General features: G+C 56.5%; 26 protein-coding genes. 6 read left to right on the top strand and 20 right to left on the bottom strand.

What is annotated here, in order from left to right; genetic code table 11:
- Window positions 1-29 precede the first annotated feature (29 nt).
- On the top strand, window positions 30-983 hold the full coding sequence (locus MUBE_RS00855) for an LpqN/LpqT family lipoprotein (RefSeq protein ID WP_116539104.1): 954 nt from the start codon (window positions 30-32) through the stop codon (window positions 981-983).
- A 462-nt stretch (window positions 984-1445) separates the two neighbouring features.
- Here MUBE_RS00855 and MUBE_RS18770 read toward each other — a convergent pair whose 3' ends face one another.
- A complete protein-coding gene (locus MUBE_RS18770) occupies window positions 1446-1574 on the bottom strand; it encodes a hypothetical protein (RefSeq protein ID WP_279386644.1) in 129 nt (42 codons plus the stop codon).
- Window positions 1575-1585: 11 nt separating this feature from the next.
- Between MUBE_RS18770 and MUBE_RS16550 the strand changes: the two genes are divergently transcribed.
- The gene (locus MUBE_RS16550; RefSeq protein WP_243632711.1) at window positions 1586-1837 is read left to right on the top strand and encodes a hypothetical protein; all 252 of its coding nucleotides are present in this window, start codon (window positions 1586-1588) and stop codon (window positions 1835-1837) included.
- Between the two features lie 186 nt (window positions 1838-2023).
- Entirely contained in the window at window positions 2024-2200 is a 177-nt protein-coding gene (locus tag MUBE_RS19630; protein ID WP_116539103.1) for a bile acid:sodium symporter, read from the top strand.
- Window positions 2201-2401: 201 nt separating this feature from the next.
- On the opposite strand, the gene MUBE_RS00835 is transcribed toward MUBE_RS19630, so the two are convergent.
- Entirely contained in the window at window positions 2402-3010 is a 609-nt protein-coding gene (locus MUBE_RS00835; protein WP_116539102.1) for a YqgE/AlgH family protein, read from the bottom strand.
- 1354 nt (window positions 3011-4364) lie between these two features.
- Window positions 4365-4472 (bottom strand): hypothetical protein, encoded by a 108-nt coding sequence (locus MUBE_RS19625; protein WP_424399009.1) that lies wholly within the window; start codon window positions 4470-4472, stop codon window positions 4365-4367.
- Here MUBE_RS19625 and MUBE_RS16545 point away from each other — a divergent pair.
- Window positions 4419-4679: a hypothetical protein gene (locus MUBE_RS16545; RefSeq protein ID WP_243632710.1), complete on the top strand. Its 261-nt coding sequence runs from the start codon at window positions 4419-4421 to the stop codon at window positions 4677-4679. The two genes, MUBE_RS19625 and MUBE_RS16545, sit on opposite strands and share 54 nt — an antisense overlap.
- 336 nt (window positions 4680-5015) lie before the next feature.
- Here MUBE_RS16545 and MUBE_RS19620 read toward each other — a convergent pair whose 3' ends face one another.
- On the bottom strand, window positions 5016-5132 hold the full coding sequence (locus tag MUBE_RS19620) for a hypothetical protein (protein ID WP_116539100.1): 117 nt from the start codon (window positions 5130-5132) through the stop codon (window positions 5016-5018).
- Between the two features lie 6 nt (window positions 5133-5138).
- Between MUBE_RS19620 and MUBE_RS14995 the strand changes: the two genes are divergently transcribed.
- A complete protein-coding gene (locus tag MUBE_RS14995) occupies window positions 5139-5348 on the top strand; it encodes a hypothetical protein (protein WP_165849620.1) in 210 nt (69 codons plus the stop codon).
- A gap of 1 nt (window position 5349) precedes the next feature.
- Here MUBE_RS14995 and MUBE_RS00820 read toward each other — a convergent pair whose 3' ends face one another.
- Window positions 5350-5688 carry a UGSC family (seleno)protein gene (locus MUBE_RS00820; protein WP_116539099.1) on the bottom strand — a complete coding sequence of 113 codons (339 nt, stop codon included), beginning with the start codon at window positions 5686-5688 and terminating at the stop codon, window positions 5350-5352.
- 1526 nt (window positions 5689-7214) lie between these two features.
- On the opposite strand from MUBE_RS00820, the gene MUBE_RS15320 reads away from it, so the two are divergent.
- Complete coding sequence (locus tag MUBE_RS15320; protein WP_165849619.1) at window positions 7215-7370, top strand: hypothetical protein; 156 nt, start codon at window positions 7215-7217, stop codon at window positions 7368-7370.
- Between the two features lie 64 nt (window positions 7371-7434).
- Here MUBE_RS15320 and MUBE_RS00810 read toward each other — a convergent pair whose 3' ends face one another.
- From MUBE_RS00810 to MUBE_RS00740, 15 genes are all read right to left on the bottom strand, one after another.
- Complete coding sequence (locus MUBE_RS00810; protein ID WP_116539097.1) at window positions 7435-7674, bottom strand: hypothetical protein; 240 nt, start codon at window positions 7672-7674, stop codon at window positions 7435-7437.
- Between the two features lie 532 nt (window positions 7675-8206).
- Window positions 8207-9142: a hypothetical protein gene (locus MUBE_RS00805; RefSeq protein WP_116539096.1), complete on the bottom strand. Its 936-nt coding sequence runs from the start codon at window positions 9140-9142 to the stop codon at window positions 8207-8209.
- Window positions 9143-9242: 100 nt separating this feature from the next.
- A complete protein-coding gene (gene eccD, locus MUBE_RS00800) occupies window positions 9243-10781 on the bottom strand; it encodes a type VII secretion integral membrane protein EccD (RefSeq protein ID WP_116539095.1) in 1539 nt (512 codons plus the stop codon).
- Window positions 10778-12532: a MinD/ParA family ATP-binding protein gene (locus tag MUBE_RS00795; RefSeq protein ID WP_116539094.1), complete on the bottom strand. Its 1755-nt coding sequence runs from the start codon at window positions 12530-12532 to the stop codon at window positions 10778-10780. Before MUBE_RS00795 ends, eccD begins: the two co-directional genes overlap by 4 nt.
- 90 nt (window positions 12533-12622) lie before the next feature.
- Complete coding sequence (locus MUBE_RS00790) at window positions 12623-12910, bottom strand: WXG100 family type VII secretion target (protein ID WP_116539093.1); 288 nt, start codon at window positions 12908-12910, stop codon at window positions 12623-12625.
- A 31-nt stretch (window positions 12911-12941) separates the two neighbouring features.
- The gene (locus MUBE_RS00785) at window positions 12942-13244 is read right to left on the bottom strand and encodes a WXG100 family type VII secretion target (RefSeq protein ID WP_116539092.1); all 303 of its coding nucleotides are present in this window, start codon (window positions 13242-13244) and stop codon (window positions 12942-12944) included.
- Window positions 13245-13332: 88 nt separating this feature from the next.
- On the bottom strand, window positions 13333-14472 hold the full coding sequence (locus tag MUBE_RS00780) for a PPE family protein (protein ID WP_116539291.1): 1140 nt from the start codon (window positions 14470-14472) through the stop codon (window positions 13333-13335).
- Between the two features lie 201 nt (window positions 14473-14673).
- Window positions 14674-16452, bottom strand: a complete 1779-nt coding sequence (eccCb, locus tag MUBE_RS00775; protein WP_116539091.1) for a type VII secretion protein EccCb — start codon at window positions 16450-16452, stop codon at window positions 14674-14676.
- A gap of 49 nt (window positions 16453-16501) precedes the next feature.
- Window positions 16502-18742, bottom strand: a complete 2241-nt coding sequence (eccCa, locus tag MUBE_RS00770) for a type VII secretion protein EccCa (RefSeq protein ID WP_116539090.1) — start codon at window positions 18740-18742, stop codon at window positions 16502-16504.
- Entirely contained in the window at window positions 18739-20184 is a 1446-nt protein-coding gene (eccB, locus tag MUBE_RS00765) for a type VII secretion protein EccB (RefSeq protein ID WP_116539089.1), read from the bottom strand. Before eccB ends, eccCa begins: the two co-directional genes overlap by 4 nt.
- A 3-nt stretch (window positions 20185-20187) precedes the next feature.
- Window positions 20188-21909 carry a type VII secretion AAA-ATPase EccA gene (gene eccA, locus MUBE_RS00760; RefSeq protein WP_116539088.1) on the bottom strand — a complete coding sequence of 574 codons (1722 nt, stop codon included), beginning with the start codon at window positions 21907-21909 and terminating at the stop codon, window positions 20188-20190.
- A complete protein-coding gene (locus tag MUBE_RS00755; RefSeq protein ID WP_116539087.1) occupies window positions 21902-22411 on the bottom strand; it encodes a hypothetical protein in 510 nt (169 codons plus the stop codon). The genes eccA and MUBE_RS00755 overlap by 8 nt, the downstream gene beginning before the upstream one ends.
- Before the next feature lie 45 nt (window positions 22412-22456).
- Window positions 22457-23296 carry an ESX secretion-associated protein EspG gene (locus MUBE_RS00750; RefSeq protein WP_116539086.1) on the bottom strand — a complete coding sequence of 280 codons (840 nt, stop codon included), beginning with the start codon at window positions 23294-23296 and terminating at the stop codon, window positions 22457-22459.
- Between the two features lie 2 nt (window positions 23297-23298).
- Complete coding sequence (locus MUBE_RS00745) at window positions 23299-23613, bottom strand: ESX-1 secretion-associated protein (protein ID WP_116539085.1); 315 nt, start codon at window positions 23611-23613, stop codon at window positions 23299-23301.
- A 54-nt stretch (window positions 23614-23667) separates the two neighbouring features.
- Entirely contained in the window at window positions 23668-24900 is a 1233-nt protein-coding gene (locus MUBE_RS00740) for an EspA/EspE family type VII secretion system effector (protein ID WP_243632709.1), read from the bottom strand.
- Window positions 24901-25081 lie beyond the last annotated feature (181 nt).

The raw sequence follows: 25081 nt of genomic DNA, 5'->3' as shown, positions 1-25081 counted from the left end.
GCTCGTGTGATACGGAAGGACTAACGCAGATGATTCAGTTCGCACAAACATGGCGAGTGCTCGCAGGGGGTCTGGCCGCCGGTGCGATCGGTATCACTGTCTTCGCAGGCGGCACCGCCTCGGCAGATCTTTTGCCTCCAGCACCACCACCGAATATTCCCGGTGTACCCGCTGTTTCCCCGCCGACATCATTGCCGCCCATACAGAACGCCACGGTCGTTCCTGGGGGGATCACTACCAACAACAGAGTCTTCGTAGCGACTCCGCAATCGCCTGGATCTACCGCCTTGGGACCTACGCCACCAACAATAGCTACCCCAGTCTCTGGGACTCTGCGAGATTACTTCAAGGCAAAAGATATCACGTTGGTGGCGCAAAAGCCGCAAGACTTCAAGGCGCTCGACATCACACTGCCGGTGCCTACTCGCTGGACTCAGGTTCCGGACCCGAACGTGCCTGACGCATTTGTGGTGATCGCCGATCGGCTGGGCAACAGTCTCTACACCTCAAACGCGCAGTTAGTAGTGTACAAACTGGTCGGTAATTTCGATCCCAGGGAAGCCATCACGCACGGTTTTGTCGATACTCAGCAACTGCTAGCCTGGAAAACCACCAACGCCTCCCTGGCGGATTTCGATGGCTTTCCGTCGTCAATTATCGAAGGAACATACCGCGAAAATGATATGACGCTGAATACCTCACGACGCTATGTTATCGTTAGCTCTGAACCTGACAAATACCTAGTATCATTGTCTGTGACCACTGCGCTGTCGCAAGCGGTCGCCGATGCACCAGCTACTAATGCCATCATTAGCGGGTTCCGAGTGTCCACACCCACGGCGTCCACCTCGACACCTGTCGGGCTCACGGGGCAGATGCCTGTGTCCGGGATATCGTCTGGCCAGCTACCCATACCCAACCTGCTGCCCCTGGTACCCGGGCTGCCGCCACTGCCGAATCTGATGCTGACCCCGTCGCACTAAGTTTGGTGACTACACTGACTCGAGGTGGCTGATCGTAGAGCCAAACAAGCGAACCCACCGGTGAATTCGTATTGTTGACACATGTTGATAATGGGCCCACTCGCCATGTATGCCGGCGATGGTGTCTGCTAACTAACACTATTGACCCCATGCAGCTCGCGCTGTGCGTCATGACACCAGCATAGTTGATCGCCGTGATAATGCTTGTCGCCGGTGGTGCGACGGTTCTGTTCGTCGCTGCGCATACCGCTTTAGTAGCGATCACCGTCTGCGTCACCGGGACTGTGTTGACACTCTCGTTACCGGCTCGTGGCAGAGTGCGCGATATGCGTAAACTGCCAAACAGCAATAGCTAGTTGCGGTGAGAATTGCTCCGGCTGTATCCAGCCCTGCTGTTGAGCCCCCTGTTGTGAACATTAGTAAGGGCTCCTGGTCGATGCTTTTTGCTGGCAGTGGATGCAACTACAGCACTTCTTGGCCTTTTACCAGACTCACGGTGAGGTGGCTGAAACCGTGTTTTTCGCCACGAAAGCGGTCGTCGCCGTGCTGTTTTAATACAGCACCCAGGCGTTGCTGCAGCAAGTCTGGCACGATAGCCATTAATGGCGGTTGAACTGGTTAGTGCTGGCCGCCACGTTCGTGATTTTCCGGTTCTGGGGTCGGCTGCTCAATCATCGGTGTCCTCGGTACTGGCCATTGACCTGTACAATGAAGTATTGTTTATTATTTCTAATGTCGTCGACGGTGTGGTCTTCGATTGTGTTTATGTCGATCGTATGAGGCTATATCTCGGCCATCATCATGAGCGCATTATTGTCCAACCTTTTGGGCGTATTGCTGACCCCACTGCTTAATGCCAGCGGCATGCCGCTTCTTGATGGTGCTTCATATCCACGACTTTGTGCTGCAGCTATTATTGCCATTTGATGCCGGTAAGCTAATGTGGCTATGGACCGCGGCGACTGTCGATCGTCTATGTGCCGTTGTTTAAGGTGGTTGATCGTGGCTCCATCCTGCTGGTGGTGTAAACGGCCTTCTCGGTGGGTGTGGTCAAAGGAATCTGGGTTCAAATTGATTCGCGGCTGTTAGTCTTGGTTGTCGCTATTAAGACTGCCCTGCTTGCGGTAATACTGGCTTGCACTGGGGTCATCTGTCAACTTGCTCAGCTCGATCGACAGGACTCGATCGTACTGTTGTTCTGCGGTTCAAATGTTTAGAGTCCGGCACTCGGCCTCCCGATGGCGCCGGTGCTTTTCTCTGCTGTCCTGGTTGCGTTGATCATTTTGCCGTTCATTATTTTATTTTTACCAGTTCAACTGGTGGTGGGCGCGTTGATCGTCAGTAGATTGACACGAAACCAAGTCGAAGAAACCGATGTGGTAGCAGTGCCGGCGTCCGCACTAGGGGAGAGAAACCCTTTAGTTCCGACTGACGTCGATCGGATGGGTCGCAAGCAGCGACAGCGGTAGCGGTTGCCGACGCAGCACCTGCCCCCACAGATCTGCTCGCTGTCCAACCAGGATGTCAGACGGCAATGCCGACAACACAATCCAGTCGTCACGTTCAATTTCACCTTCGAGCTGACCGATGGTCCAGCCTGAGTACCCTGCAAAGATCCGTAGCCCCTCCACCAGCGGTGCGATTAGATCCGGTTCGACATCTAGATCGACCATCACCAGCCGGCCCGTCACATGCCGTAGACCCGCGACGCCGTGTGGATTAGCACCGCCCCGCAGCACCGCTAAACACAGGGCCGTGTCACGCTTTACTGGTCCCCCGATGAACATCGTTTTTGGTTTGGCCGCAAGTTTCGCCCACTGCGGTAATATATTGTAGATTGCAGTTTCGCTTGGCCGGTTAAGCACTACACCTAAGGTACCACTATCGTTGTGCTCGACGATGTAGATCACACTGCGCCGAAATGTCGGTTCAAAAAGATCAGTGTTAGCTAACAGCAACACACCCGCGCGCACCCGCTGCGCGGCGGGTGCAACGTAGTCTTCGGGATCTTCGGGCTGCGGCACCACACTATCATCGCACCATCCACAACATCACTTGGCATAATGTTAGGATAGGTGTAGACTGAAGTGAGTTCTGATTGCGTAAGTGGATTTAGTGATTCAACAAATCCGGATATATACGCGCACTGGTCAACGTGTGGCCGACGAGGTTGATTATGTCCAGTCGAGCCCTCAGTCGTCGACCTATTCTTCCAGTTGGTGTCTTCTCACCTGGCGAGCTTGGACGGTGAGTCGGTCGCAGGTTAGGAGAAGAACCCGGATCTTGTAGCTATAAATTCTGCGATAAACTGCTACATTTTATAGCGCTGTAGAAGTTTAGGCCTAAGCGAACAGCGCATCAAGCATGGATGGCGACTCGTTCTGGAAAGTAACATCGATTAGTCAGTCACCGATGTTGAGTTCCGATACGTGGATGGCCGGGGCAGTCCGTTTTTACATTTGTTTTGCTTGTTAATAGAAATGAATCAACCGCTATCCTTCCCTCCGTGCGGGACGTGGTTTGCTTTCTCGTTCGTACTTAGCAGTCGTCGACTTCAGCTCTGTGGTTATCACGTGAACGAACTCGTGCGTACTGGTAGTTAGGTCGATCTGAAACGTTTTGAGGAAAAACTAACCGGTGATGAAGGCGGATTGTTTCGATACTGGGAACATGTGGCGGGGCTGCGTTGTGTACGGTCAGTGAATGCAGGAATATCTGGAGGCCGTTGCATCTAGTGAGGCCTAGGACCATCGGAATCTTGAAGAATTACCGCAACAATGCAGGCTGCCTGCATTGTTGATCGCCCGTGGGATTTGCTCGGCGAAAGATAACTGGTTGATTGGTTGGCCAGGAAACCGGGCAGTAGATGATGGCCATTGGACTATCAACTCGATACCAGTTCCTGGTCTCAGCGCAGTTGGCGTGCAGAGCAACGAGTAACCGACGTGCTCGGCAAAGTGTTGTTTCGCCGAGGTAACATCAAGTCGGCTGCTGGTGAATCTTCAGGTCGAAGTAGTCGCCCGGCCTTCGTTAACTGTTGAGAAGCGTGGTGAATGCGCGTATAGCGTAAAGCGCAGTAGTATTATTAATCGAAACTATCAGTATAGTGGATACATTGTCTGGGTATGCTCACTGAGTGGTTGTGTAAGCCAATTGAGAAGCTGCGATCGATTCCTGGTAGCTGCTGGCGTACAACTGCATCGCTGAATGCTGGGGGAGTTAAGAGCGGGAATGGCATCGGTGGCGCTTAACAGAAATTCGGTGGTGAACCCGTTTGAACCCTCAACAGTTTGGTGATTGAACGACCACCGGTGGTAAGATGGGGAAGCCGCCTAGCTCGATGGAGGAATGAGAGACGTTAGTGGTCGGCGACGCGATATCCTAAAGTGCCTTGATGTGTTTCCTGCAGCAGCCCGTGTTCGTTAATTCAGGACCGTGGACACGTTCAAAGCGGGCGCAATAAGGACATTGGAAGTCCTCGTACACCATGAGGTTTTTGGCGCGTTGTCGTTGCCCAACTTCAATGGTCACCCCACGGGTGCCATGCGAGTCGGAAGAGAGGTCAAGCTATCTTCGGCCTTGGTTGGTAATCTCGGCGGTATGGATGCCGACGGCGAGCAGCCAACCATGATCGCGGCCAGGCACAACACCGCCATTGCCCACGCCAATCGACACGCATCTACTCTTTGTGTCTAGTTATGTTGACCTGAACAGTCGGCGCTTGATCCATGGTTGGGGGTGGTGGACAGGACGGACATAAAGTTGATTTCAACATGTTGGTCGTGTCCGGATAGGTCGCCGTTAAAGCAGCGCTGACAAGACGCCGACCGTGGCTAACAACTCCACTAAGACATCGACGAAGGCTACTCGGACCTTAGTTGAGGTGTTAGAATTGGGTTTAGTGACGTTTATTAATCCGCCGAACGTATGGACTAGTAGGTCATAGCCGACCAAGGTGGCAGCCCTCGGCAGTACTGAAGGTCGATATACTGCACTACCTTAGTGGAGACTTGAACCTTGCAGATTAACGGTTCATCCAGGCTGAATCGTTCCATAGTGACAGGGGTGAAAGTTGTCCACCAGTATATCGGTAAGCTCGACTAAGATTTGGGTTACTCGTAGGTCTGCTGCGTTGTGCAGGTCGACCATGATGTTGTGTTTATTGCGATTAACGTTAAGATAGCACGTATTTTCGTCATCGACGGACGGAGGGGTCCCTGGGCTTTGGTGTCATTGCCGTCTGGTCGTTCTACCTCGGAGGTCTCTGTGTTCAAGTCATTTAGGGGCATTGTGCAGAACGACCCGGTAAGTCCTCGGGAGAAATTGGTTGCCAACATGCGCGAAACCGGCGGAAGTGAAATCTGATTTATGATTTTCCGGCCAGCTCGAACACCGTTGCTTGCACGAGCTGTTTTCGCATGGTTCGGTGGACGGTCTCAAACCAGATCCAGCGAGCTTGTGGCGTGATTTCGGCGGCGCGGCCGTAGGGCTGTTCGAGGGTCAGATTGCTGATCGGATAGGTGACGATTGCAGGTTCGAGGCCAATCATTCTGCGCGACTCACACTGCAGTCGGGCCTCATTTTCGAATTCGTTCGTCACGATGACCACGGTCGGTAGTCCAATCGCATCGTTGGTGTACGCAGAACAACAGGACCCGTAAGCTATTACAAGGATGCTGGCCTCGCGGATCTGAAGCCACGCCATAAAAATATCACGGCAGTCCCGTAGTGGATTCGGACTCACGAGTCAGATTGAATTCATCACGCCACCGACGTGCAAGATCATTGGCGGCAAACTTAAAGACTGACCAGTGCACATCGAGCCAACCTCCGATATTGGTGATTGGCGAGCTTGGTATCAAGGTCGATAACGATCGTCAGCGGCGGATCTTTGCCAAGGACGTCCAAAATCCGCTTGACGATCCTATCCGGAATTTGTAATGGCCAGCGGTCGCGGACAAGCGATGACAGAGAGCTTTAATGGTATGTAGCTTACCTGCCGCATGCAGATCGTCGAGTGTCGCACGGTTCTAGCCAACCTCCGGGATCGGTTTGCCGTCAGCGTATTCGAGCGATATCATCTGTGTTGTAGCAGCATGATGCTCCAGTACTCTGATCACTTCGGTTGCTTGTGACCGGATGGGTTGATGTCAGTTACACTGGGCATGTCCTTCAAGCCGTAAATTTGCTGACGGGTCTTGCAGAAGATGCGGCTGACCGGCTGATAGCACGGGGCAGGCCTCTTTATCGACGTCGCCGATTCCCTAGTGACCCTATGACGTTGTTGTCCGTCTGCTGTGCCGTAACAGTGCTGATCTCCGCGTCGCCATGGTTCGGGGCACTTCTCTCTTTGATTGGGTCTTTATTGGGCATGTTGGGTGGCTAGGGCGTAATTGAGGCGACGACGGACAGGTATATTATTACATTGTCGCTGGTAGTGATGGTGCGCTGCAAGGAATTTGCCACCAACACCGTCGCACTCGACAACAGGCAGCCGGTAGCGCACTCTCTGCGGCAAAGCATCGGGAATAGACAACGATCAGCAATCAGATCGAGGACGTGTTGTGTCCGGTCAGTTGCCCCGGCAGCACTACCCAACCGTGCCAGGGTTTCGAGTACTACGGTGGCTGGAAAAGCGCTTGCGCATTGCATTGATAACATGCCGTGGTGAATCAACTGACGACATGCTCGACCGGCTAGTCGTTGAGCGGGTGCCGGCGGTGCGACTCCAAACATGAAGCGGAGGCCCGAGAGACAAAGTTAACGTTATGGCACCTCCAACGATTCTCGATGTTATCCTGGACGATTGTTAGTTGTTGCACGTGCAATCGGGATGACTACATGTGCAACCGGATGTATGGGTACATTCGGAGTCGTTACACATGCAGCTAGTGGATTTACAATAGCATAATTCAGTATTGTTCACATTAACAATACTACCCTTGTAGGGTATATATGTCAAATTATGCAAAACTCAACTCAAATGCGTGGCGTCGACCTACTGTAATCCATTGTCGGAGAGAGACTTCTCAACAGTACTATCGGGTTAATGTTTGCAGATAGGTTTCTTCGTCACTGCAGTCGAAACCATCGTTTCGCGTCTCTTTTTCTTGTCGGGTTTGCGGTAGGCAGTGATCATTCGCTGTTAGATTTCCAGGCGGCTTCGACCTCGACGTGGGCGTCGCCGGCGAACGGCACGGCTTTTACTTATCGGCGAGCAGGTCAGCGTCGGTGTACAGGGAGGGTACGTTGTGCCGCATACAGCGGGTCGGTTTTGCGACCATGGCACCCACAGATGGCCTGTTGGACGTGGCGACGACGCTGGTCCAGCGCGTCACCGGCCAGCCTTACGTGGAGGGGGTCCGTGACCGCGAATGCATCCGGTAATTCGCTCAGTAGCGGCAAGTAGATTCTTCTAGCGCAACAATTTCTACATCATCATGTCAGGATTTCAGTAGGCTGGACAGCCACTGTTGGAACACTGTCTTGAAGCGGTCTTCGACCATGTCGAGCAGGCGTGCCGGGTCAGTGCGTCGCGAATAGTGGTCACGCTGACGTTGATCACCGTGACGTGCTTGTCACCGCGACGGGTGTGGAACCATACGTATTCATCGACCTCGATCACTCGCACGTTGTCGAAGTCGGTCCGGATAGTTGATGTGAGTTCGCTTGCTTTCGACCAGGACCGCATTGTTGGCAGTATTCCATTGCACCCCAAGGCCTTTAGCCACACAGATAACCGTCAGGTGCTGGCACACAATAGTTTCTAAAGCTCACCGGCAGACCCTGGTGCGATAGTTTTTCTCGAGGCAGCGTGATACTGCTAGTGTTTTGATGCCACACGGCTCACGCCCAGCGCACCGGTAGCGGCGCTATGGTAACCAGCAGAGTTGTGTGGAACGCCACTGCAGCGGTTCATGATCCAATTGCCGTATCACAGTGTTACGACAGGTAGCTTCCTGACCGGAGCGGCGAGACCACTAGGCCAACTTGACGATACAGCACGCAAAACCGTACAATCTCGAGTTGAGGCGTTGATCAGTAACTTCAAGCCCGAACTCATCAAAGTGGCAGAACTTTCTCAAATCAGCACAAGCTTAAAATAGCGTCAGGCACCTCAAGGTGTTGGCGTAGGAACCTTCATCATCGGAAGATTTCGATCTCTACCTGGCCAACGACGTATCAATTTACTTTACTACCCGCGACTGCGAAAATCTGTCAAACTATAGGGACGTTGGAGCGAGAGTATTGGGGCTGACTGCTGTGCCGGTCTCGGTCCGCTGGCTCCCAGCCTCTTCCGATGATGCCTGGCTGACTAAACGCTTCGATGCGGTGCTGCTCGGCGTACTTTCCCTGACTTCATGCGACGCGCTCGGGGAGCCGCCCAGCGTAGCGTTTGTCGGAGTGCCACCAGCTGCGCCAGCACCGACCTGTATGGAAGCGGTTCCTACACTTTTCGGACGAGTGTGGTGTCCTTTAACGCCCAGCGGGGACTCCAAGCTGGACTGTTGCAACGAGTCTGTGTCCTCGCTGTCTTTTCGCGTTTCGCTGACCAGTTGTACCGGCGCGGAACCGCCCTGGGCGGTGCTCTGAGAGCCCGTTTGCTGCACAACTGGAATGACGGTTTGCATCATCGACGATATCTGTTGCGCCATTTGATCGGCCTGCGATGTCATCTCAGCTAGTTGCGGCACGGTAGCAGCGAGTCTAGGCGCTAGGACGGACAAGTTCTGTTGAATCTGACTGCCTATCTGAACGAACTCCGGCGAGAGTTTTGATGGCAGTGATGCGGTCATCATCCCCATCTCGCCTCCGCCGAGTTGACCGGTCGGTTCTGATGCTGCGCTGGTTCCAAACGTGTTACCAGCCGAACCGAAGAGGAATTGCTTCAAATTGTCGCTCAGGGCCTGATCAGCTTTTATATATACATTTGCCGCAGCGGATATGTTGGACGCCGTCCTGAAGAGTGCAGCTTTAACCGCAGTTAAGCTGTCGAATACCAGTGCTTCAATCCCAGGCATCGTGGTGTTAATTGCTGACGACAGTGAATCGGTTCCGGTCGCTCTGATCGGTGACGGAGGCACTGGGAACACAAGGTTGCCCAGTTTGGCCCCTGCTGTAGTCAGGACGGAAGGATCGACAGCCAATGATTCAGACATCGCCGGACACTCTCTCTAGGTTTCCTATTGTGGAAATTTTACCGGACTTGACACCTCTGAACTGTGGCAATCTAACCGAACCAGAACATTACGGTTAGCGCTAAAAGCGTAGGTTGCGGACCATGTCGTAAACGCCGGTAATCCACAGCAGCAGCGGAATGATGGATGCGACCACTGCGCCGTCGATCAATTCCATAATCCGTTTCGTTACCGGTGAAACGCGACGAACCCTAATTGTTGCCCCAAATGCCACCAACGCAATAACCGCTGCCGCCAAGTAGCTGGTCAGCAATAGCCAGGCAATCTGCGCATGCCAGATGCACAGCCTGACGGTCAACCCTGTCGGAATAACGACGGTGGCTGCCAGCAGTGCCCACGCGCACCAACGTTCGGCGTAAAGCCGCGACCGAAACGCACACACCACCGTCAGCAGAGACGCCACCACCAAGCTGTGTACGAAGAAGTGCCCACGCACGACCACCGCGATAGCGCCGGCACACAAAATTAAGGTGCCGGATATGACGTAACCAATCAGCAGGAGCTTGGCCAGAGCGCTGCGCTCGGTGAGACGCACTGCGGAGTCCGGCACGGAAGCGATAATGGCCTGCCAGGTCGGCGTTTCCTCATTAGTAGCCTCATGCGGAGTGACGACGGGATCAAGCAATTCCTCATTGTCTACGGTCTCGCCGGGAACAGGTATTGGTGGCAGGGCAATTCGGGCGACGGCTACGGTCAGTTTGGCCGCATTCGTCACTATGAATAGCCCGAAGGCAATCGCGCCGGCCGGCACCCAGCGTTGATAGCCAAAGCCGTATGCAATGGCGGCTCCGACGATCGCAATTGTGGTGATCACGGTAAACGAGGCGTAGTCAGAATGCCGCCGAGTGCCACCTCGGGTCAGCAGGGTCAAAAACAGAACGGCCGCCGCGGCGGCCGCAAGCTGCGGTGGCCCCAATGAGTTGACTCCACTTGGCAGCGGGGTGGCCAACGCCGCAGCGCTGGCGATCAGCGGAAACGAAGTAAGCAGCAGGCTCTCGGAAAAATCCAGATTTTTGTAGAACTTACTGGCGACGAAGCTTCCGGTCAGCACAATGATGCCTAGGATGCCGATTGTCAGCGACCAGAACGGGCTGCGCCCCGTTACCCACCACGCCCACACTGCGACGGCAGTGATCGGAAGGCTCAAGACGGGGATTGCTACCCCGATAAAACGGTCCACCGCCTTGCGGTTAAACTCTGGCGATTCGTCAAGCACCGCGATAGCGTCGATGACGTCTTCGACCAACGGCCGATACCGCTCCGTTCGACTCGCTGATACCAGGGTCAATAGCGACCCGTCGACAACCCCGGCATCGTCAAGCGACTGGTCGAGTTTCAGTGGCGGCGCACCGGGTCGGGCAAACGTCCATACCCCTTGGGCGGAAAAGTCGAAACCTGCCAGTATATCCGCTGGTGTGTCTTCGAGTAGGTCGGAAAGTACCGCGACGGTGTCATCAATGTAGGCTTCGATCGGCACCACTGAGGGCAGCACCAGGTCGGTCATCCGTTTGCCAGTAAGAATCGTCACCCGAGTGGCAGAAGGTCGCGCGGGAGTGACCCCAGCAGTGGTTGGAACAGCAGTTACAGCAGGTGCACTCAATGGCGTACAGCCCTCTCAAAATCGTCAGACAGTGCTGCGGCCAGCTCGAGGACCCGACGCCGGTAGAGGGAGTCAAGTTGGCCGAGCCGAATTTCCGTCCCGGCAGCGATGTGCTTATCCCAGGGCAATACCACAACCCGGCCGGGTTGAACTTGTTGTTCGAATTTTTGCACCAAATCTTTGCCCGCGATGTTAGGCTCTTCCGGCATGATGTGGTTGATTACCATACATGCACGATTCAGTAGGTCGTGATAGCCGTTATGATGTAGCCAGTCTAAAGCGACCGTAGCTTGCCGTGCGGCATCGATTGACGCGCTGGCAACGATCACCACTCCAGACGCTGTCGAAAGCACGCCGCGGGTGACCGGGTCGAACAAGCCGACCCCGCAGTCGGCCAACATGATGTTGTAAAACTTCGATACTGCTGTGGCAGCGAAGTTCCAGTCCTCTTGGCTTAGTGCATGTTGAGCTGTGCTATATTCCGCTGCGGGGAGGACTTCAAGATTGACTGTATTCACGCTGATGTGCGTGCGGATATCGTTGTAATGTGTCAACTCTTTAGCTGCTAGCAGGTCGGCGATAGTGGCCTCTGAGGAACGGCCCGCCCGGTCGGCGAGGTTTCCACTGCCGGTATCTGCGTCAACCACCAGGATCCGGTCGTTACGCACCTGAGCCAACATCGAGCCCAAAGTGACCGTAACGGTCGTCTTACCGGTCCCACCTTTGAGGCCCAAGATCCCGATCTGATACGAACCGCGGGGAGCCCGACGTACCCGTGTACGCAAATCTAGCTCGTATTGCTCGTCTGGTGACATGCCCAGGTTTATCCGTGTCACAGTGTGGACCCAATGTCGCCAGCCTCGTTGAGCCACTATCTTGCGCGACTTTTTGGCCCTGACGTTTTGTCCTGACCGCGCGCCGATTATAGATGTCGCAGTCGAATCGGACGGCGCGGTACGGCGACCGGTCATGCCATCGGGCTTGGTAAAAGGCTGCGCCAGAGCCGGCCTGGGCCGGGTCGGCTCAGCCAGGTTGGGTGAACTGTGCTGCAGCGGTGCCGCCGATAATGACTCTGCTTCGGTGCTGGGCGTCCGCAGCAGTTCCGTCGTCCGTGGGCACGGTGGTGTCGTCGGATCAGTTATTGATGTCAGGTTGTTCGGTTGGGTTTCGTTGCGATACCGACGGCCCCGGCGAGCACGTCGTGAATGTTGGCCCGCAGATGAATGTCGAACTTCGCGCGAAGGTTGTGGTGGGTCGGTGATGGGTATCGGCGGTATTGGTGGTGCGGGTTTGGCTGGGCCGGGGCCGTTACTCAGTATGGGTGCCAATGGGGGCTCGGTTTCAGCTAACTGATGTTCAGGTTCCGCGGGCAGGCATTGTTGGGGCTCGCCGATCGGCATCGGCGATACCTCTGGCGTGCAAGGGGGTTCGCTAACTGACATGGGGGCCCACAGAGATTCGGGTGAGGCCGACGGGGGTTGCAGTGGGCCGCCGATGGGCATCGGGGGCAAAGGCGGCTGGGGTGCAGCCGGCGAGGGTTTTAGGTGATCGGCAGCCCGGGGTTCCGGCTTGAGTTGCGTCGACCAAGTCTGCGTTAAGAGCGCAGTCTTATCATTGGATGTCGGAGAGCTGCCTGGCGTGGTGGGCGGCGGATAAAATGGAGCATCATCGAATGGCTGCTCCACTGCCCTATCTGGCATAACGTTTGCCCCCTCGGCAGGCCGAAAGAGTTTGTCATAGTCGGCCGCCATGAGAACCTTTCAGGTGCGTGGTCCACTGCATAGGAGAAAGGGGCGAGATCATCTGAGTTAGAACTCGCCCCGATCTCGTGCCCGGCCATTCTACCCTCCGAACATACCCGCAACGCCTGTCTCGGTCTGTTGCATCGCGTCAGCCGAGTGACCGATTGCCTGCGATAGGTCTTTCAGTGCACTATTTATGTGTTCGGTGTTCTGGTTGAAACGCTGCTGTAAAGCAGAGTAGGAATCATTACCGGAACCAGTCCACGAACTCCGCAACGTTGTGAGCGCACTTTGGCATTCATCGAGTAACCCATTGATTCTGGTGTGACTTGTTTGCAGTTCGTTGACGGCGTTCTGCAAATTGTTGAAGTTCCATACCTGTGTCATCTTTTTGCTCCGTTCTTGGTGGTTGTTTAGATCAGAAGTTCATCTTCGAGGACAACGATTGCTGTGCCTCCTCGTCGGTATTGGTGTAATTGGCACCTGACCGGTTCAGGTTCTCGACGATGCGTTGCAGCTCGCTGATCTGGGTAACGATGGCGTCGTCGAAGCGCTGCAACGCACTAGTGGCTGCCGTGGCGGCCTGGCCTTGCCAACTGCCCTGAAAGCCAGTTCCGACGCTATCAACGGCGGTCCGTTCTTGGCTCAGCCCCGACGCAATGTTGTCGAACCTCGCGGCCTGCTGGTTGAGGATTGTGGCCGCGGTCGTCATCTCTGCCATGTTATTCTGCTCTCTTTCTTTCTGTTTCTCGCCAGATGTTGGCAAGTCTTTCCGGCCCGGGTGCCGGGAAGTCTGTAATGGTGACCGTTCACCAGTCGTCCTTGTCGTCGTCCCAGTCCTCTAAGTCGTTTTCGTCGAGTACCTCTGATTGCTGTGTCGGCGCTATCAGAGCCGTTCGGGTTGTTCCGCCTGCTTGAGTGCCGTGATTCAACGAGCCCACGCCTATGGGGGCAGCACCACCGGTTGCTGCCGCTCCGGCACCGGCGCTGGGAGTGGCCACCGGAGCCGGTGCCGTTGGCTTATCGATCAACTCGGCCAGCAGCGGTGTGCGCGCCAATGACCCACCCGCACCGGGCAGCAACTCTGCGCGCAGCAGTCCCGCTCCGGTGGTTGGGCCCGTTCCACCTGCCAACGGGTGGTTGGATAGTGGACTGGCACCGAGCAAGCCAATCTGGGGGCTTTCCGTATTGCCTAGGTGACTGTTTGTGCTACTACTGGTGCTGCCCGTCGAACTAAACAGTGATGTCACCTGTTGCACCGGCTGGGTCAGCTGCTGCATCTGGCCGGCCAGCTCCGCGACCTGCCCAACGGTTTGCTGCACCGCCTGGGTTGGAGGCAGAGCGGATGGAAAGCTGGATGTCATCTGGGAGAACTGGTTCATCCCGCACGTCATGGCTGACGACAGGGATTGGTTGCCTGCGGGATTCAGGATCGCGGCCATTGGCTCGAGTTTTTGGAAAGCCGTATTCAACAGAGTTTCCGCCTGGTAGGCGTCCATCGCCAGAGCTGCCTGAGTCCACATGCGGATGAAGTAGTCTGCTTCTGTGAAGGCAATCGGCACTATATTGATGCCGAGGAAATTGGTGGCGACAAGGATTGCTTCGGTGATGTGGTTTGCCGCGATTTCGATCAACGTAGGCATGCTTGTCATTGCCTGTGTGTATGCTGCGGCCTGCGCCGTTGCCTGTGCGGCACGCGTCTTCGCCTGCTCTGATGCGGTTTGCAGCCACCCCACCATGGGCTTGGCAGCATCAATCGCACGCTCACTACTTTCCCCGGTCCACACCTCGCCGAGGGAGTTCAGGCGCGCCAGTAGCTCGATCGACTGAGCGTCCATTGCCGCTGACAAGGCCTCCCATCCAGCGGCCGCCGCGAGCATCGGAGCCGGCCCAGCCCCGACCATCAGCCGCGCAACGTTGATCTCAGGTGGTAGTGCGTACCACAGCATCGGCGAGGTCATTTTCAACTCCCTCTGTCTGCGATGTCTTCTCGGGTCAGACGGCTATGCCAAAATCGGGCGGTGTCGTCGTCGACTTGCGAATACGCATGAGCGATATGGAGCGCATCACCCAAAGCAGCCCAACAGTTCGCTCTCTTCCTGGCTCGATCGTTGAGCCTCGGTCCAGGTTCCGCTGGGACTGAAATTATCTTAACCGCCTGCTGGGGGTGCTGCGAGCACTTCTTCTGGAGGATCGACGTAGACTGCCTGGATAACCTCTTTGGCCTCCGGTGAGACCATAAATGCTTGGCCAGGAGGCCGTCGTTTGATTTTGATCTCGGAGGATGGGAATTCCTGTTTGTCGCCGGAAAGGAAGATGGTCGGAGCTCCCGCCCCGAATGCACTGCCGACGAACTTGTCCATAGTCGCTTTGTATGCCTGACTCATCAGACAGGTGACAATGATATGCAACCCGATATCCGGAGCCGCTGGCAATAACGGAGCGAGTGGGCTCATAGGTGGTGCACCGCCAGCGGCGCCGACGATCATGTGCCAATCGTCGACCAGCAGCACGACATCAAATCCGCTCCACCATGACCGAGACCGCAACTGCGCGGTTGTCAGGTCGGCCGGTGGCAACCGCTTTTTCAGGTTGATCGTTAAGGCGCGGATGGCCTCGTCCAAGCTCGCGCTGTTGCGGTTGATCGCGCCCGCATCGAGCAAGTGGCTGTCTGGAACCGCGTCCAGCAGACCCGACCGGTAGTCGGCGAGCATAAACCGCACTTTTTGCGGACTGTTGCGGGCACAGATGGCTCGCGCGATCGCATGCGCGGTACGTGTCTTGCCCGATTTGGAGTTACCAAAGATCAATAAGTGTGGATTTGAACTCATGTGAGCGTAAGCAACTGACAGGTCGGTTTCGCGTACTCCGACCGGAATCGTCCAGCGAGTGCGGTAGTCGGAATCCGGTCCGGGCGGGTTCGGATCGATCTCGTGTAGGTATACGCGTGACGGTAAAACCCGGACCTTGGGTGCCTGTTCAGTGGTTTGAGCCGCGATTTGCGTCACCCCGGCTGTCATTGCGTCCACCAGGTTGTCGGTGTTGTGCACACCGTCGAACCTAGGAACCCCCATCATCAGATGGTGTTTCTCGACTGAGATTGCTCGGCCTGGACGATTGGCGGGGATATCCCGCGCAATGCGGTCAATCTGGGTGTCGTTGACGTCGCCGAGTCGGAACTCGATTTTGGTGCCTAGATAGTCGCGAACACGTGACTTTAGTTCTGTCCAGCGTGGTGTGGTAATTATCGTGTGGACCCCGAACGAAAGCCCTTGTGCAGCTAGATCTTGGATCGTCGCTTCGAGGTCGGAAAACTCACTGGTAAACGCTGACCAACCGTCGATGATCAGAAACACGTCGCCAAACGGATCGGCCGCGACGGGATGGTTGCGGTCCGCACGTAGCTGCCGATACGCTGCCATTGAGCCGACCCGGTTTTCTTTGAAGATGATTTCTCGTTGCCGCATAACAGCTTGCGCTTCGGCGATTACTCGGTTAACTCGGTCGGGCTCTGATCGGTTCGCTATCCCGCCGACGTGCGGCAGGTTTTCCAAATAGACCAATCCGCCACCACCGAGGTCAATACAGTAGAATTGGACGTCCCGCGGTGAGTGCGTGGCAGCCGCCGACATCACCATGGTCTGCAGAAGTGTAGTCTTCCCGGTTTGCGGCGCGCCCCCGATACCGATATTGCCGCCTGCCCCGGAAAGATCGATGCTCCAGATGTCCTGGCGGTGCCGACGCGGCTCATCCATGATGCCCAACGCAAAGCGCAGCGGATGTCGGTTGCTGTCACGCTCGATTAGTTCGTTCAGTGGTACCGGATCGAGCAGCGGCGGCAGCCACATCTTATACGCACGGGATTCACCGGTGCCGAGTTGCTCGAGCACTACCTCACGAAGCGCGCGTACCTTCGGCTCAGTAGTCATCTGCGCCGCTCCTCTTCATCGCTTTGCTTTGCATCGTCGCTGGCACAGATCATGACGTCGTCGCGGGTTCCGCGATTGGAGCGGCGGTGAACTGGTGGATATGCACTTTTTTCCGGCTAGCCCGCGGGCTGGACGGACTACCGTTACTGTTGGCTTCCGCTGCGATAGCCGGAACGAATGGGATACCGGTGTACAAGGTACTGAACTTGACGGGGTCTTCCATACCAACCCGGAGAAACCCAACGCCGCTTTCCTTATTGGTTATGTACTGTGCTTCCGGGGTTCCGATCACAGCCTTGGACTCCGCCGAGCTGGTGGTGCGCAGCGCAATGCGGTAAGTGAGGTTGGGCTCGAGTTTGTCGATGCGCACCCCCCCAGTTTGCAGCGACTGGGTGGCCAGCAGCAGATGCACGCGGAGTGACCGTCCGACGCGGCAGATCCGGTCAAACAGTCCGATGAAGTCGGGGTGACTTTGCAGCAACTCGGCGAACTCGTCAACGACGACGAAAAGCGTTGGTAGTGGTGCGAGGTCGGCGCCCCGCTCCCGGTACTTCTCGTATTCTGCTACCCCGGAGAGTGCGCCGGCTGCGCCGACCAACGTGCCGGCTTGTCGAAGGATGTTTTGTCGGCGGTCGAGTTCTCCGGTCAACACCTCATTCATTCTGCTTACCAGTTCGGCTTCCTCGGCCATGTTGGTTACCACAGCAGCGGTGTGTGGAAGTTTCTCCATTCCCAGGAACGTCGAACCACCTTTGAAGTCGGTAAGCAAAAGATTCACCTGGTCGGGGTGTGTCATTGCTACCAGTGACAAAATCAAGGTCCGAAGGAATTCAGACTTTCCCGACCCTGTGGTTCCGATTAGCATACCGTGTGGCCCGCCACCAAACTCGGCGCCTTCCTTGATGTCTAGGTACATGACGTTGCCGGTTTTGAGTTCATGACCAAACGGGATCTTGAGACGGTTCCGATCAGTGTCAGTATACATCCGCCAGCGGCTCGGTAGCACCTCTTCGACGGTGTTGGCACCTACCAGCTGGTGCCATTCAGTAGCCACTTTCTTCTGCACGCGCGACGTTTTATCGAGAATGGCACCGGTCATCGACCATCCGGCTAACTTCCGAGCGATGCGGGTGGCTTCTGTTGTAGAGAGACGGTCGGCTATCGAGGTTACCTGACGGAAACTCTGGCCAGGCAGTCGGTCGTCGGCGGTCCCGTTCTCGCTGACTCTGATGCGGTAGGTTGAGCCGCGGTGGTTGCCGAGTGTGATTACCGTGACGCCGGCCCTGCCATCGGGCGGGAACCCCGCCTTGCCGCCGGTCAGATCTACGAGGACGACGTAAGGGCCGCTGGGCAGTGAATCAGGTGCGTGCGGACCGCGTGACATCAGATCGGCCAGACCGTCGCTGCGGGTGAAGATTGTACGGGTTGGCCCGGCGGCGTCGGTTTCCGTCGGGTGTTGAACGTGCGGCAGCCATTTTAGCCAGGACCAGTCGGGATCATCTGGGTCCTCGGCGAGAACCCGGATTTGCAACAAGTCCGGCGGATGGAACACCGCCAGGTGACAGATCATCGCGGTCAATAATCTGGCTGCCCCAACCGGGTCTCCGCCGACGGCGATTGTCGGAAATGTCCGCAGTTGCAGCAGTTTCGGGCAGTCATGAACCAGTCCGTGGGTCCGCAAGAACTTGACTACCCACATATGGCTAACCGGTTCCAGGAATGGTTGAGGCGCTGCACCACTAGCCGTCAGTTCCCCGCCGACAGCCGGTTTCAACAATCGGTCCACGGCAGGCTGGTCGCCGACACCGATGCGGGTAGCCGCGTAGAAGTCCGTGTTCGCCGGTCGTGACCACTGTCGTTGTGTGCCCACGATCGACAGCAGATCTTGGGGATGGGGCGCATGATAACTGAAAAACGCTACCTGTGAGGCGGCCGAAGAGGTCACACGGGCGCGTAGTCCGGCTAGATAGCGCAGGTACTCCTTGCGGTCGGCATTGATTTCAGGCACCTTTTTACTACCGCCACCGCTGCCGCCGGCCATACCACCCACCATCATCATAACCATCATCATTGGCATCATCAGCATGTACGGCGAGAGCTGCTTGGTGCCACCAACCACCATGATTGCGATCATGCCGACCATGCAGCCGCCCATTACATAGGGCAGAATCTTCTGCATACCTGATGGGGGGATCTCAAGACCGAGGTCATCGGGAGGTGTGATGTTGATCTCACCCGGTGTCAATCGCGGGCCGCGGGTGATAGTCGGGGTGAATTTTTTCGTTGTCATGAACTCGTTCCAGAGGTGCCGGCTGGTACTTTCCGGGGGCTTGGGTCAGCGGGCAGTGTGTCGTGCTCTAGCAGAGCCGCGTCTCTAGACAGTACTGGGCCCTCTACCAGAAGACGAACGATCTCCCAGGGTGCGGTCTGCGGCGACACTAGGCTCAGCGCCTTCGCCGCCTCCGCATCCGCCAGACCGTACCGTATCCCTTCTGGGTCCACGTAGTACAGCGATTCGCCATACCGGGGATCTGGAGATTGCAGCGCTATGTATTTGCCGCCATCGATATAAACGGTTGCTGTCCCACGAATCTGCTTGATGCCTGTGCCCATGGCTGATGTCGGTAACGGCAGATGCCGACCAATCAACACAGTTCTCTTCGGCTTCTGATCGCCGGCTCTGCGTTCCCATGCCCAACACAGCGTGGGCTGGTCGCCCCGGACTACCATCTTGAGCGGTTCATCGGGCAGCGGTGAGTCGTAGACTCGCTCGGGAATTTGGACGACCACGCTTGGTACCAGTGAAGGAGGCGCTATCAGTCCGTGCGACTGGGTGGCGCGTAACGCGGCAGCAGTGGTGGCATTCACCTGGGCGATGCCGTCGGACAACACCACGTAGTACTGTGGGCCCTTCTCGGTGTGAATTTGGAATACCGACCCGATCACAAGGTCTGGGGATAACCCCAGCGAGTTAGGGGCTCCAGTGTCAGGAATCGGCGGCAGCTCCCACCTGCCGACGTCGGGTAGTGCGTTGAACAGGCCCTCAGAGAGAGGGGTCGGTTTAACGCTTACCGGTATTCCCACGGCCGAGGTGAGGGCCCGGTCGGTTAGATCGATGGAGTGCCGCCCCCTCGCGTTAACGAGCCACGTTTTGGCCCGGTAGGTCGCCAGCAGCGCCTCGCTGGGTTGTAGTGGATCGATCGTAGGATCGATCTGTAGTGGTCTAGCTATAACCGACGTTTGCACTGACGGTGACTCGCTCTCGGCCCTGGTGACGGTGTCGCACATTGTCCAGGTTGACGAGGAGTCCTCTGAAACGAGCGTGGTATAAGGTGCACCGGGGATTCCGATGGTCTGACCCATGGGCAGCTTGGTCAATTCGCTGGACTTCACGGCAGCGGGGTTGGCCGGGTTGCCCAGCGCCAGTCGCGCCGAGGTCAAATTGTAGACGGGATGTAACTGTCCGGACAGGAGCACGTAGAGCTGATTGGTCGCCCGATCAGTGAACAGGGTGCTAGTCCCCAGCTTGCCTTGTGGTTTGAAGTACGCCAGCAGTATGGCGCCTAGCAGGAGCGCAACTGCGACGACGATGCCAAGCGCAATCGAGCGACTGTAGAATTGCAGAGGATCGTCGAACATCCGTGTGTCGCGCCGCACGATGGCATGTTCAACTCTGCGAAGCAGGAAGCGCCAGCCGCTGACCTGAACCTTGGTGGTCAGGCGAAGCCCCATGGTTCACTCTCTCATGTTAAGGTGCGCGTGCACCGTGGTGATCGCCTCGGCCATGTCTGAGCCGTTGATCTCCTGCAGTCGGTCCACGTCTAGTTGCTCGATGTCGAGGCCCTGAGCCAGTCGCATGTCACGACACTGTTCAGCGGCTTCCACCAATTGTCGCGCGTAACGACCATTGCCGGCAACGTCGAGGGCAGGTCTGCCGCGCAATGTCCGCTGGGCTAACTGCTTTGCTGCCTTCAGCATATTCTCGCTGGCTGCCGCGCTCAACGATGAATCAGCAGCATTTGCAATGACTTTCGCGATATCGAGAAGCTCTTCAGGGGAGTAAGTATCGAATTCGATCCGAGTCGCGAAGCGCGATCGCAGACCTTCGTTGGTTTCCAGCAGTCGATCGATATCGGAGCTGTAGCCAGCGATGATCACCACCAGTCGATCGCGGTCGTTTTCCATCCGCGCCAGCAGGGTGTCTAGCGCCTCTTGTCCGAACGGGTCCGTGCGCCCGTCCCGTTCCTGCACCAGCGCGTAGGCTTCGTCGATGAACAACACGCCACCGAGGGCTAAGTCGATTGTCTTGGCGGTCTTGACCGCCGACTGTCCCTCGTATTCGGCGACAAAATCTTTGCGCGACGTTTCGACGAGCTTTGGTTCTGAGATAACGCCCAATCCAGCCAGGATATTGGCCACCACTCGCGCGATAGTGGTCTTGCCGGTACCGGGTGGTCCGGTGAAAATCATGTGTTTACTCGGCTGTGCTACTTTCATGCCTTTGGCCGTGCGGACCTTCGCCATCATCGTCGCAGCACGGTATCTCTCGATTTGGGTTTTAACCCTGGTCAGCCCAATCTGTCGATCCAGCTCGGCCTGCGCCTGAGCAAGCAGTCTTTCGCGATCGGAGTTGTCGGTCACAACACTGCCCGGATCCCAAGGATCTGCGCGGGCGTCTATCTGTTCGGCAGTCGTCGTCTTCAGGCGATATGTTGGGTCCTTTAGCGCCGCTGACACTTTGTTGTCCGGGTGGGTGGTCTGCAGCCACTCCAGCAGCGCCACTGCAGCTTCTTCATTGCCCTGACTGCGCCGCGCCATTGCGAGGTACCAAGCGATGGCACGCGCACATGCTTCACCGGCCGGCGAATCATTCGCTTCGGTGAGTCGACGTTCGGCCTCGGTGAACAAGCCGAGATTGGCCGCGGCCACCCCGTGCGCGACGCCAGCGGCGCCAGCCAGGAACTTGTCCGGCCACTTCCCGGCGCCCTTGACTTCGTCGATCACGTCGGTCCATCGTTCGGCTGTGCCGTAGACCACTGCCTTGAGCCAGGCCACTAGGTGTTCGGAGCCGGTGACCGAGGTGGCCTCAATCGCCTCTAAGGCGTCGGCGAAGTTACCTTGCGCTGCTTCGCACGTGGCGAAACCCATGGTGATCGCCAGCGGCGAAGTGACCGGGTAGGTGATGTCGCCATATAGGCCCCCGATGGGGACTCTGGCGTTGAGAGTGGTCATCGGGATCTGGACTGACCCTGATAACTGCCCGAAATTCCTGCGTGAATACCAGGCGCGAAATAACGTCACCCGGTCAGTGTCACCGCAGCGGATCCGGCCGATCCATGCGTCACAGGCAGTTTCGTCATAATTCGTGATCTCGGTGAACAGCTCTAACGATCGCGTCTCTGACATGGGCAACATACTGGCGGCGCTTTCGAAGAGGCCGCCCAGGCGATCAATCATTTTCGCCGAAGTATCGGGTGGCGAACACCTCTTCTTCCGCGGCAGCCTGTTCTGGCGTTGGCAAATTTAAAGTCAGCCCTACCAGTTCACGTATGGTATCCGTGCTTTCTTTATCGCCTTCGAGGTTGTCGAGTATGTAAGTGTACTGGGCGGCTCGTGCCTTCTGTCGAGCCAAGTTCGCAAGGACAAATATTTCTTTCGCGAGCTTCGTTTCGCCCATACGAGTCACTTTGTCCGTTAGCTGGACCTGGTGGATTCTGCCGTCCATGAGCGCCGACACCGATACCGATTTGGTGGGATTGCCCACCGTGAACAGGTCAACCCCGACCTCTTCCTCCGGCTCAGTCAAAGATCGGAGGACATCTAGGTCGTCGGCTTCGCGCTCAGTTGGCGCGTAACCATCGAGCGCATCGAAAGACGACAACTCGTAGTCGCGGTCGACGCTGTAAAAATCCAGGGTCGACAGGTCATTGTCACCGTCGTCATTCCCGGGAAGGTTCACTGTGACGTCCCTTTCTGAAATATCGTAGCACAAGGAAAAGTAAAGTTAGCTTCGGAAGGCGACGTCAGCGCGATCTAGCCAGGAGCCCGCTGGCAGGAGCTCCATCAGGCTGTCTAAGGCGACCTGTAGATTTTGTTGACTGCCCGGCAGGAAGCTCCCGTACAGTTCGCCGCCAACACGGCGGGGCAGCGAAACCAATCTCCCCTGCGCTGAGTCGAGGACTCCTGCGGCCGCGTCTGTGTGTGTTGTCGTGCCCCCCGGGTGACGTTGAGTAGCGATGACTTCTACCCAGCTAGATGGGTCGGCGACGATCTCCGCGTAGATACGGGCTGATCTCGGTTCGATACCTTGTCGGACTAACTGTGCTGCGGTTCTGCACTCGGCCAGTTTGCTGGCGATACCTGTTAGCGGTTGAACATTTGCGGGTTCTGCGGGGCCCAACACGGTGGTCACCATGCCCGCCAGGCCGACTTTTGGAGCTACTAGCTGTAGTACCAGCATGTCACCGTCGCGCGCGGCGATGACGTGGCAGTCACCCTTGCGGCACACAACAAAACGCACCATGATGTTCCCAACATCGCGCCGCCACCACCGCGCTTCCAGCGCTCGGTCCGGCCGGCTAAGCGTATCTACCATCGCCGCAACCGTCGGGTGAGGTTGGCCGTGAGCGTCTAGAATTCCCTGGTCGGTAAGATCGCGTTGCACCTGGTCCCAAACGACGTCCCGCAGTTCCTGTTGAGGAATATTGATTCGTATCCCGAGCGCCGTAGGGAAATCTACGAGGTGCAAACGGTCCGCGATCACCAACATACCGTCGATAGTCACCCCGGCGCCGACCACATCATTGACGAGGCCCGCGCGACTGGAAGCCAGCGGACCGAACATAGTTACATGTTAACCGTCTTGTCGAGCTTCTGGCCGCTAAATATATCGGTATTCAGATAGGCAGCGGCGGCCTGTAGCAGACTCGAGCCAAGTGAACTAGAAACTCCTGCGACGCCTATGCCTGCCTGGCTGCGGGTGGTCTCTAGCGTAGCTAGTACATCATTAAATTGTGAAGTATATGACCCGTGCGTCTGCGAAACCCGCTGACTGATCCCCGTGACCTTATCAGTCGCGGTTTTGACGTCGCTCGCGATGGTGTTTTGCATCCCACCCAGCGTCTGCAGCCACGACGGAATGACGCTCAGCATCCCTGTCATGAGTTATCTCCTTCCTCATAAGTACGTTTTCTACTTGCTTATGGTATTAACCCGCTAGGGTTTTAGCCCATTAGGTGTGAGGTTACTGACGGTGTCATAAGTAAGGTGCCCACCCGTCTCTCCGGTGGTGTCTCCACCGGTCGTCTGGATAGGAGCGCGCTCCGCACCAGCTGTCCCCGTACTGGCGCCTTTTTCTTCGTCGTCCTTTTTGACATCGCTGACGAGGGCGCCTTGCTGCTGTCCCCCTTGCGAAGTCTGTGAGATGAGCGAACCAGCCTGTGAACCGGCTGTTTGGGCAAGTTGTACACTCCCCCCGCTCCCGGTGAGTTGAGCCAACTGACCCAGAGTTGCTGCCAGCTGGCTCATCGCTGGCAGCTGATTCAGTGGGATTAGGCTGCTAAAACTCAACGAGGGCATACCGAGTATGCCACCCAAGAAGTCGGGCAACTTGGTGAAGTCACCCCACAGCGGCAACTTTCCTATGTTGCCGAACAAGTCTGGCAAGCTCGGCAAGCCAGGGAACAAGTCTGGCAAGCTGGGCAAGCCGGGCAAGCCGGGGAAACCGGGGATGAGAGAGCTCGGGAACTCGAAATCAGATAAACCCGGGAGGTTAGGCCACTTGAATTCGGGGAACTTGGGTATCCAGTCTGACCAGTCGGGGATGTTGAAGTTCGGTGGCCATATGCCGGGAATGTTGGGTATCAAACCACCAATCCGGTCGATCAGCCCGGGAATAAAGTTGAGTAAGTCCTTCGGCAAGCTCGTGATCATGTCGAGCAAGTTGCCGAGTACTCCCTGCAGATTGGTCGTATTGGCCAATGTCATGATCGTCAAATAGAGCATGGCGCCACCGACGACCGCCATCGCAAGGCCGCAGGCGGGAATGGCAATCGCATACGAAAGCGCATCGCCGATGAGCCAAACTATTTGAAGCGAGGCGCAGGCTTTCCGTACTCCCTGGACCATGTTCTTCATGGCGTTCAGGACGTCGCGCGTGTTAGAGACGTATTTGGCCTGATTAGAGACAAAGTTGTTGGTCAATTTGTCGAGCTGACTCATCGTCTGTGTACGAAGCTGGTTGGCAAGGTTTTGAACGGAATAGGCATCCGCGGCCTTGCCGACCCAGTCCAAGCCAGGAACGGCCTTGCCGATTTCGGTGGCGATTGACGTGAACATAGACGAAGGGGCTTGGAATATATCGCCTGGGTCAGGGATGCCCTCACCAAGCAATAACAACAAGCTGGAAATAGTACCAATTGTCGAATCGCAAATTCCGGTTCCTGACATTTAAGCGTTTCCTCACACTCGCTGATACTGTTCATTGTGATTTGATGTGTATCTTTGTACCGTACATTGAGCTTAGCAGTGCACTCCGGAGGTTCGTGCACAAATTTTGAGCTAAACAGACGATTTCGACGGCTCGGCATGCGGAGGCCACATAAGCATCACTACGACATCGACGTGGGTG

This window comes from Mycobacterium uberis, from assembly GCF_003408705.1.
Lineage (GTDB): Bacteria > Actinomycetota > Actinomycetes > Mycobacteriales > Mycobacteriaceae > Mycobacterium > Mycobacterium uberis.
Note: the sequence above shows the minus strand (reverse complement) of the source record. Positions and strands in the feature narration are given on the sequence as shown.

Coding starts and splice junctions, on each gene's coding strand:
- eccA (WP_116539088.1), bottom strand. CDS start 21,909: ATGATTGATCGCCTGGGCGGCCTCTTCGAAAGCGCCGCCAGTATGTTG.
- MUBE_RS00810 (WP_116539097.1), bottom strand. CDS start 7,674: ATGCGGTCCTGGTCGAAAGCAAGCGAACTCACATCAACTATCCGGACC.
- MUBE_RS00805 (WP_116539096.1), bottom strand. CDS start 9,142: ATGTCTGAATCATTGGCTGTCGATCCTTCCGTCCTGACTACAGCAGGG.
- MUBE_RS00745 (WP_116539085.1), bottom strand. CDS start 23,613: ATGACAGGGATGCTGAGCGTCATTCCGTCGTGGCTGCAGACGCTGGGT.
- MUBE_RS00790 (WP_116539093.1), bottom strand. CDS start 12,910: ATGACACAGGTATGGAACTTCAACAATTTGCAGAACGCCGTCAACGAA.
- MUBE_RS19620 (WP_116539100.1), bottom strand. CDS start 5,132: ATGGTCGACCTGCACAACGCAGCAGACCTACGAGTAACCCAAATCTTA.
- MUBE_RS00855 (WP_116539104.1), top strand. CDS start 30: ATGATTCAGTTCGCACAAACATGGCGAGTGCTCGCAGGGGGTCTGGCC.
- eccB (WP_116539089.1), bottom strand. CDS start 20,184: ATGGGGCTTCGCCTGACCACCAAGGTTCAGGTCAGCGGCTGGCGCTTC.
- eccCb (WP_116539091.1), bottom strand. CDS start 16,452: ATGACTACTGAGCCGAAGGTACGCGCGCTTCGTGAGGTAGTGCTCGAG.
- MUBE_RS00740 (WP_243632709.1), bottom strand. CDS start 24,900: ATGTCAGGAACCGGAATTTGCGATTCGACAATTGGTACTATTTCCAGC.
- MUBE_RS00820 (WP_116539099.1), bottom strand. CDS start 5,688: ATGGCGTGGCTTCAGATCCGCGAGGCCAGCATCCTTGTAATAGCTTAC.
- eccCa (WP_116539090.1), bottom strand. CDS start 18,742: ATGACAACGAAAAAATTCACCCCGACTATCACCCGCGGCCCGCGATTG.
- MUBE_RS00795 (WP_116539094.1), bottom strand. CDS start 12,532: ATGGCGGCCGACTATGACAAACTCTTTCGGCCTGCCGAGGGGGCAAAC.
- MUBE_RS16550 (WP_243632711.1), top strand. CDS start 1,586: ATGGCGGTTGAACTGGTTAGTGCTGGCCGCCACGTTCGTGATTTTCCG.
- MUBE_RS00780 (WP_116539291.1), bottom strand. CDS start 14,472: ATGCTGTGGTACGCACTACCACCTGAGATCAACGTTGCGCGGCTGATG.
- MUBE_RS00785 (WP_116539092.1), bottom strand. CDS start 13,244: ATGGCAGAGATGACGACCGCGGCCACAATCCTCAACCAGCAGGCCGCG.
- MUBE_RS00750 (WP_116539086.1), bottom strand. CDS start 23,296: ATGTTCGGTCCGCTGGCTTCCAGTCGCGCGGGCCTCGTCAATGATGTG.
- MUBE_RS19625 (WP_424399009.1), bottom strand. CDS start 4,472: ATGGTGTACGAGGACTTCCAATGTCCTTATTGCGCCCGCTTTGAACGT.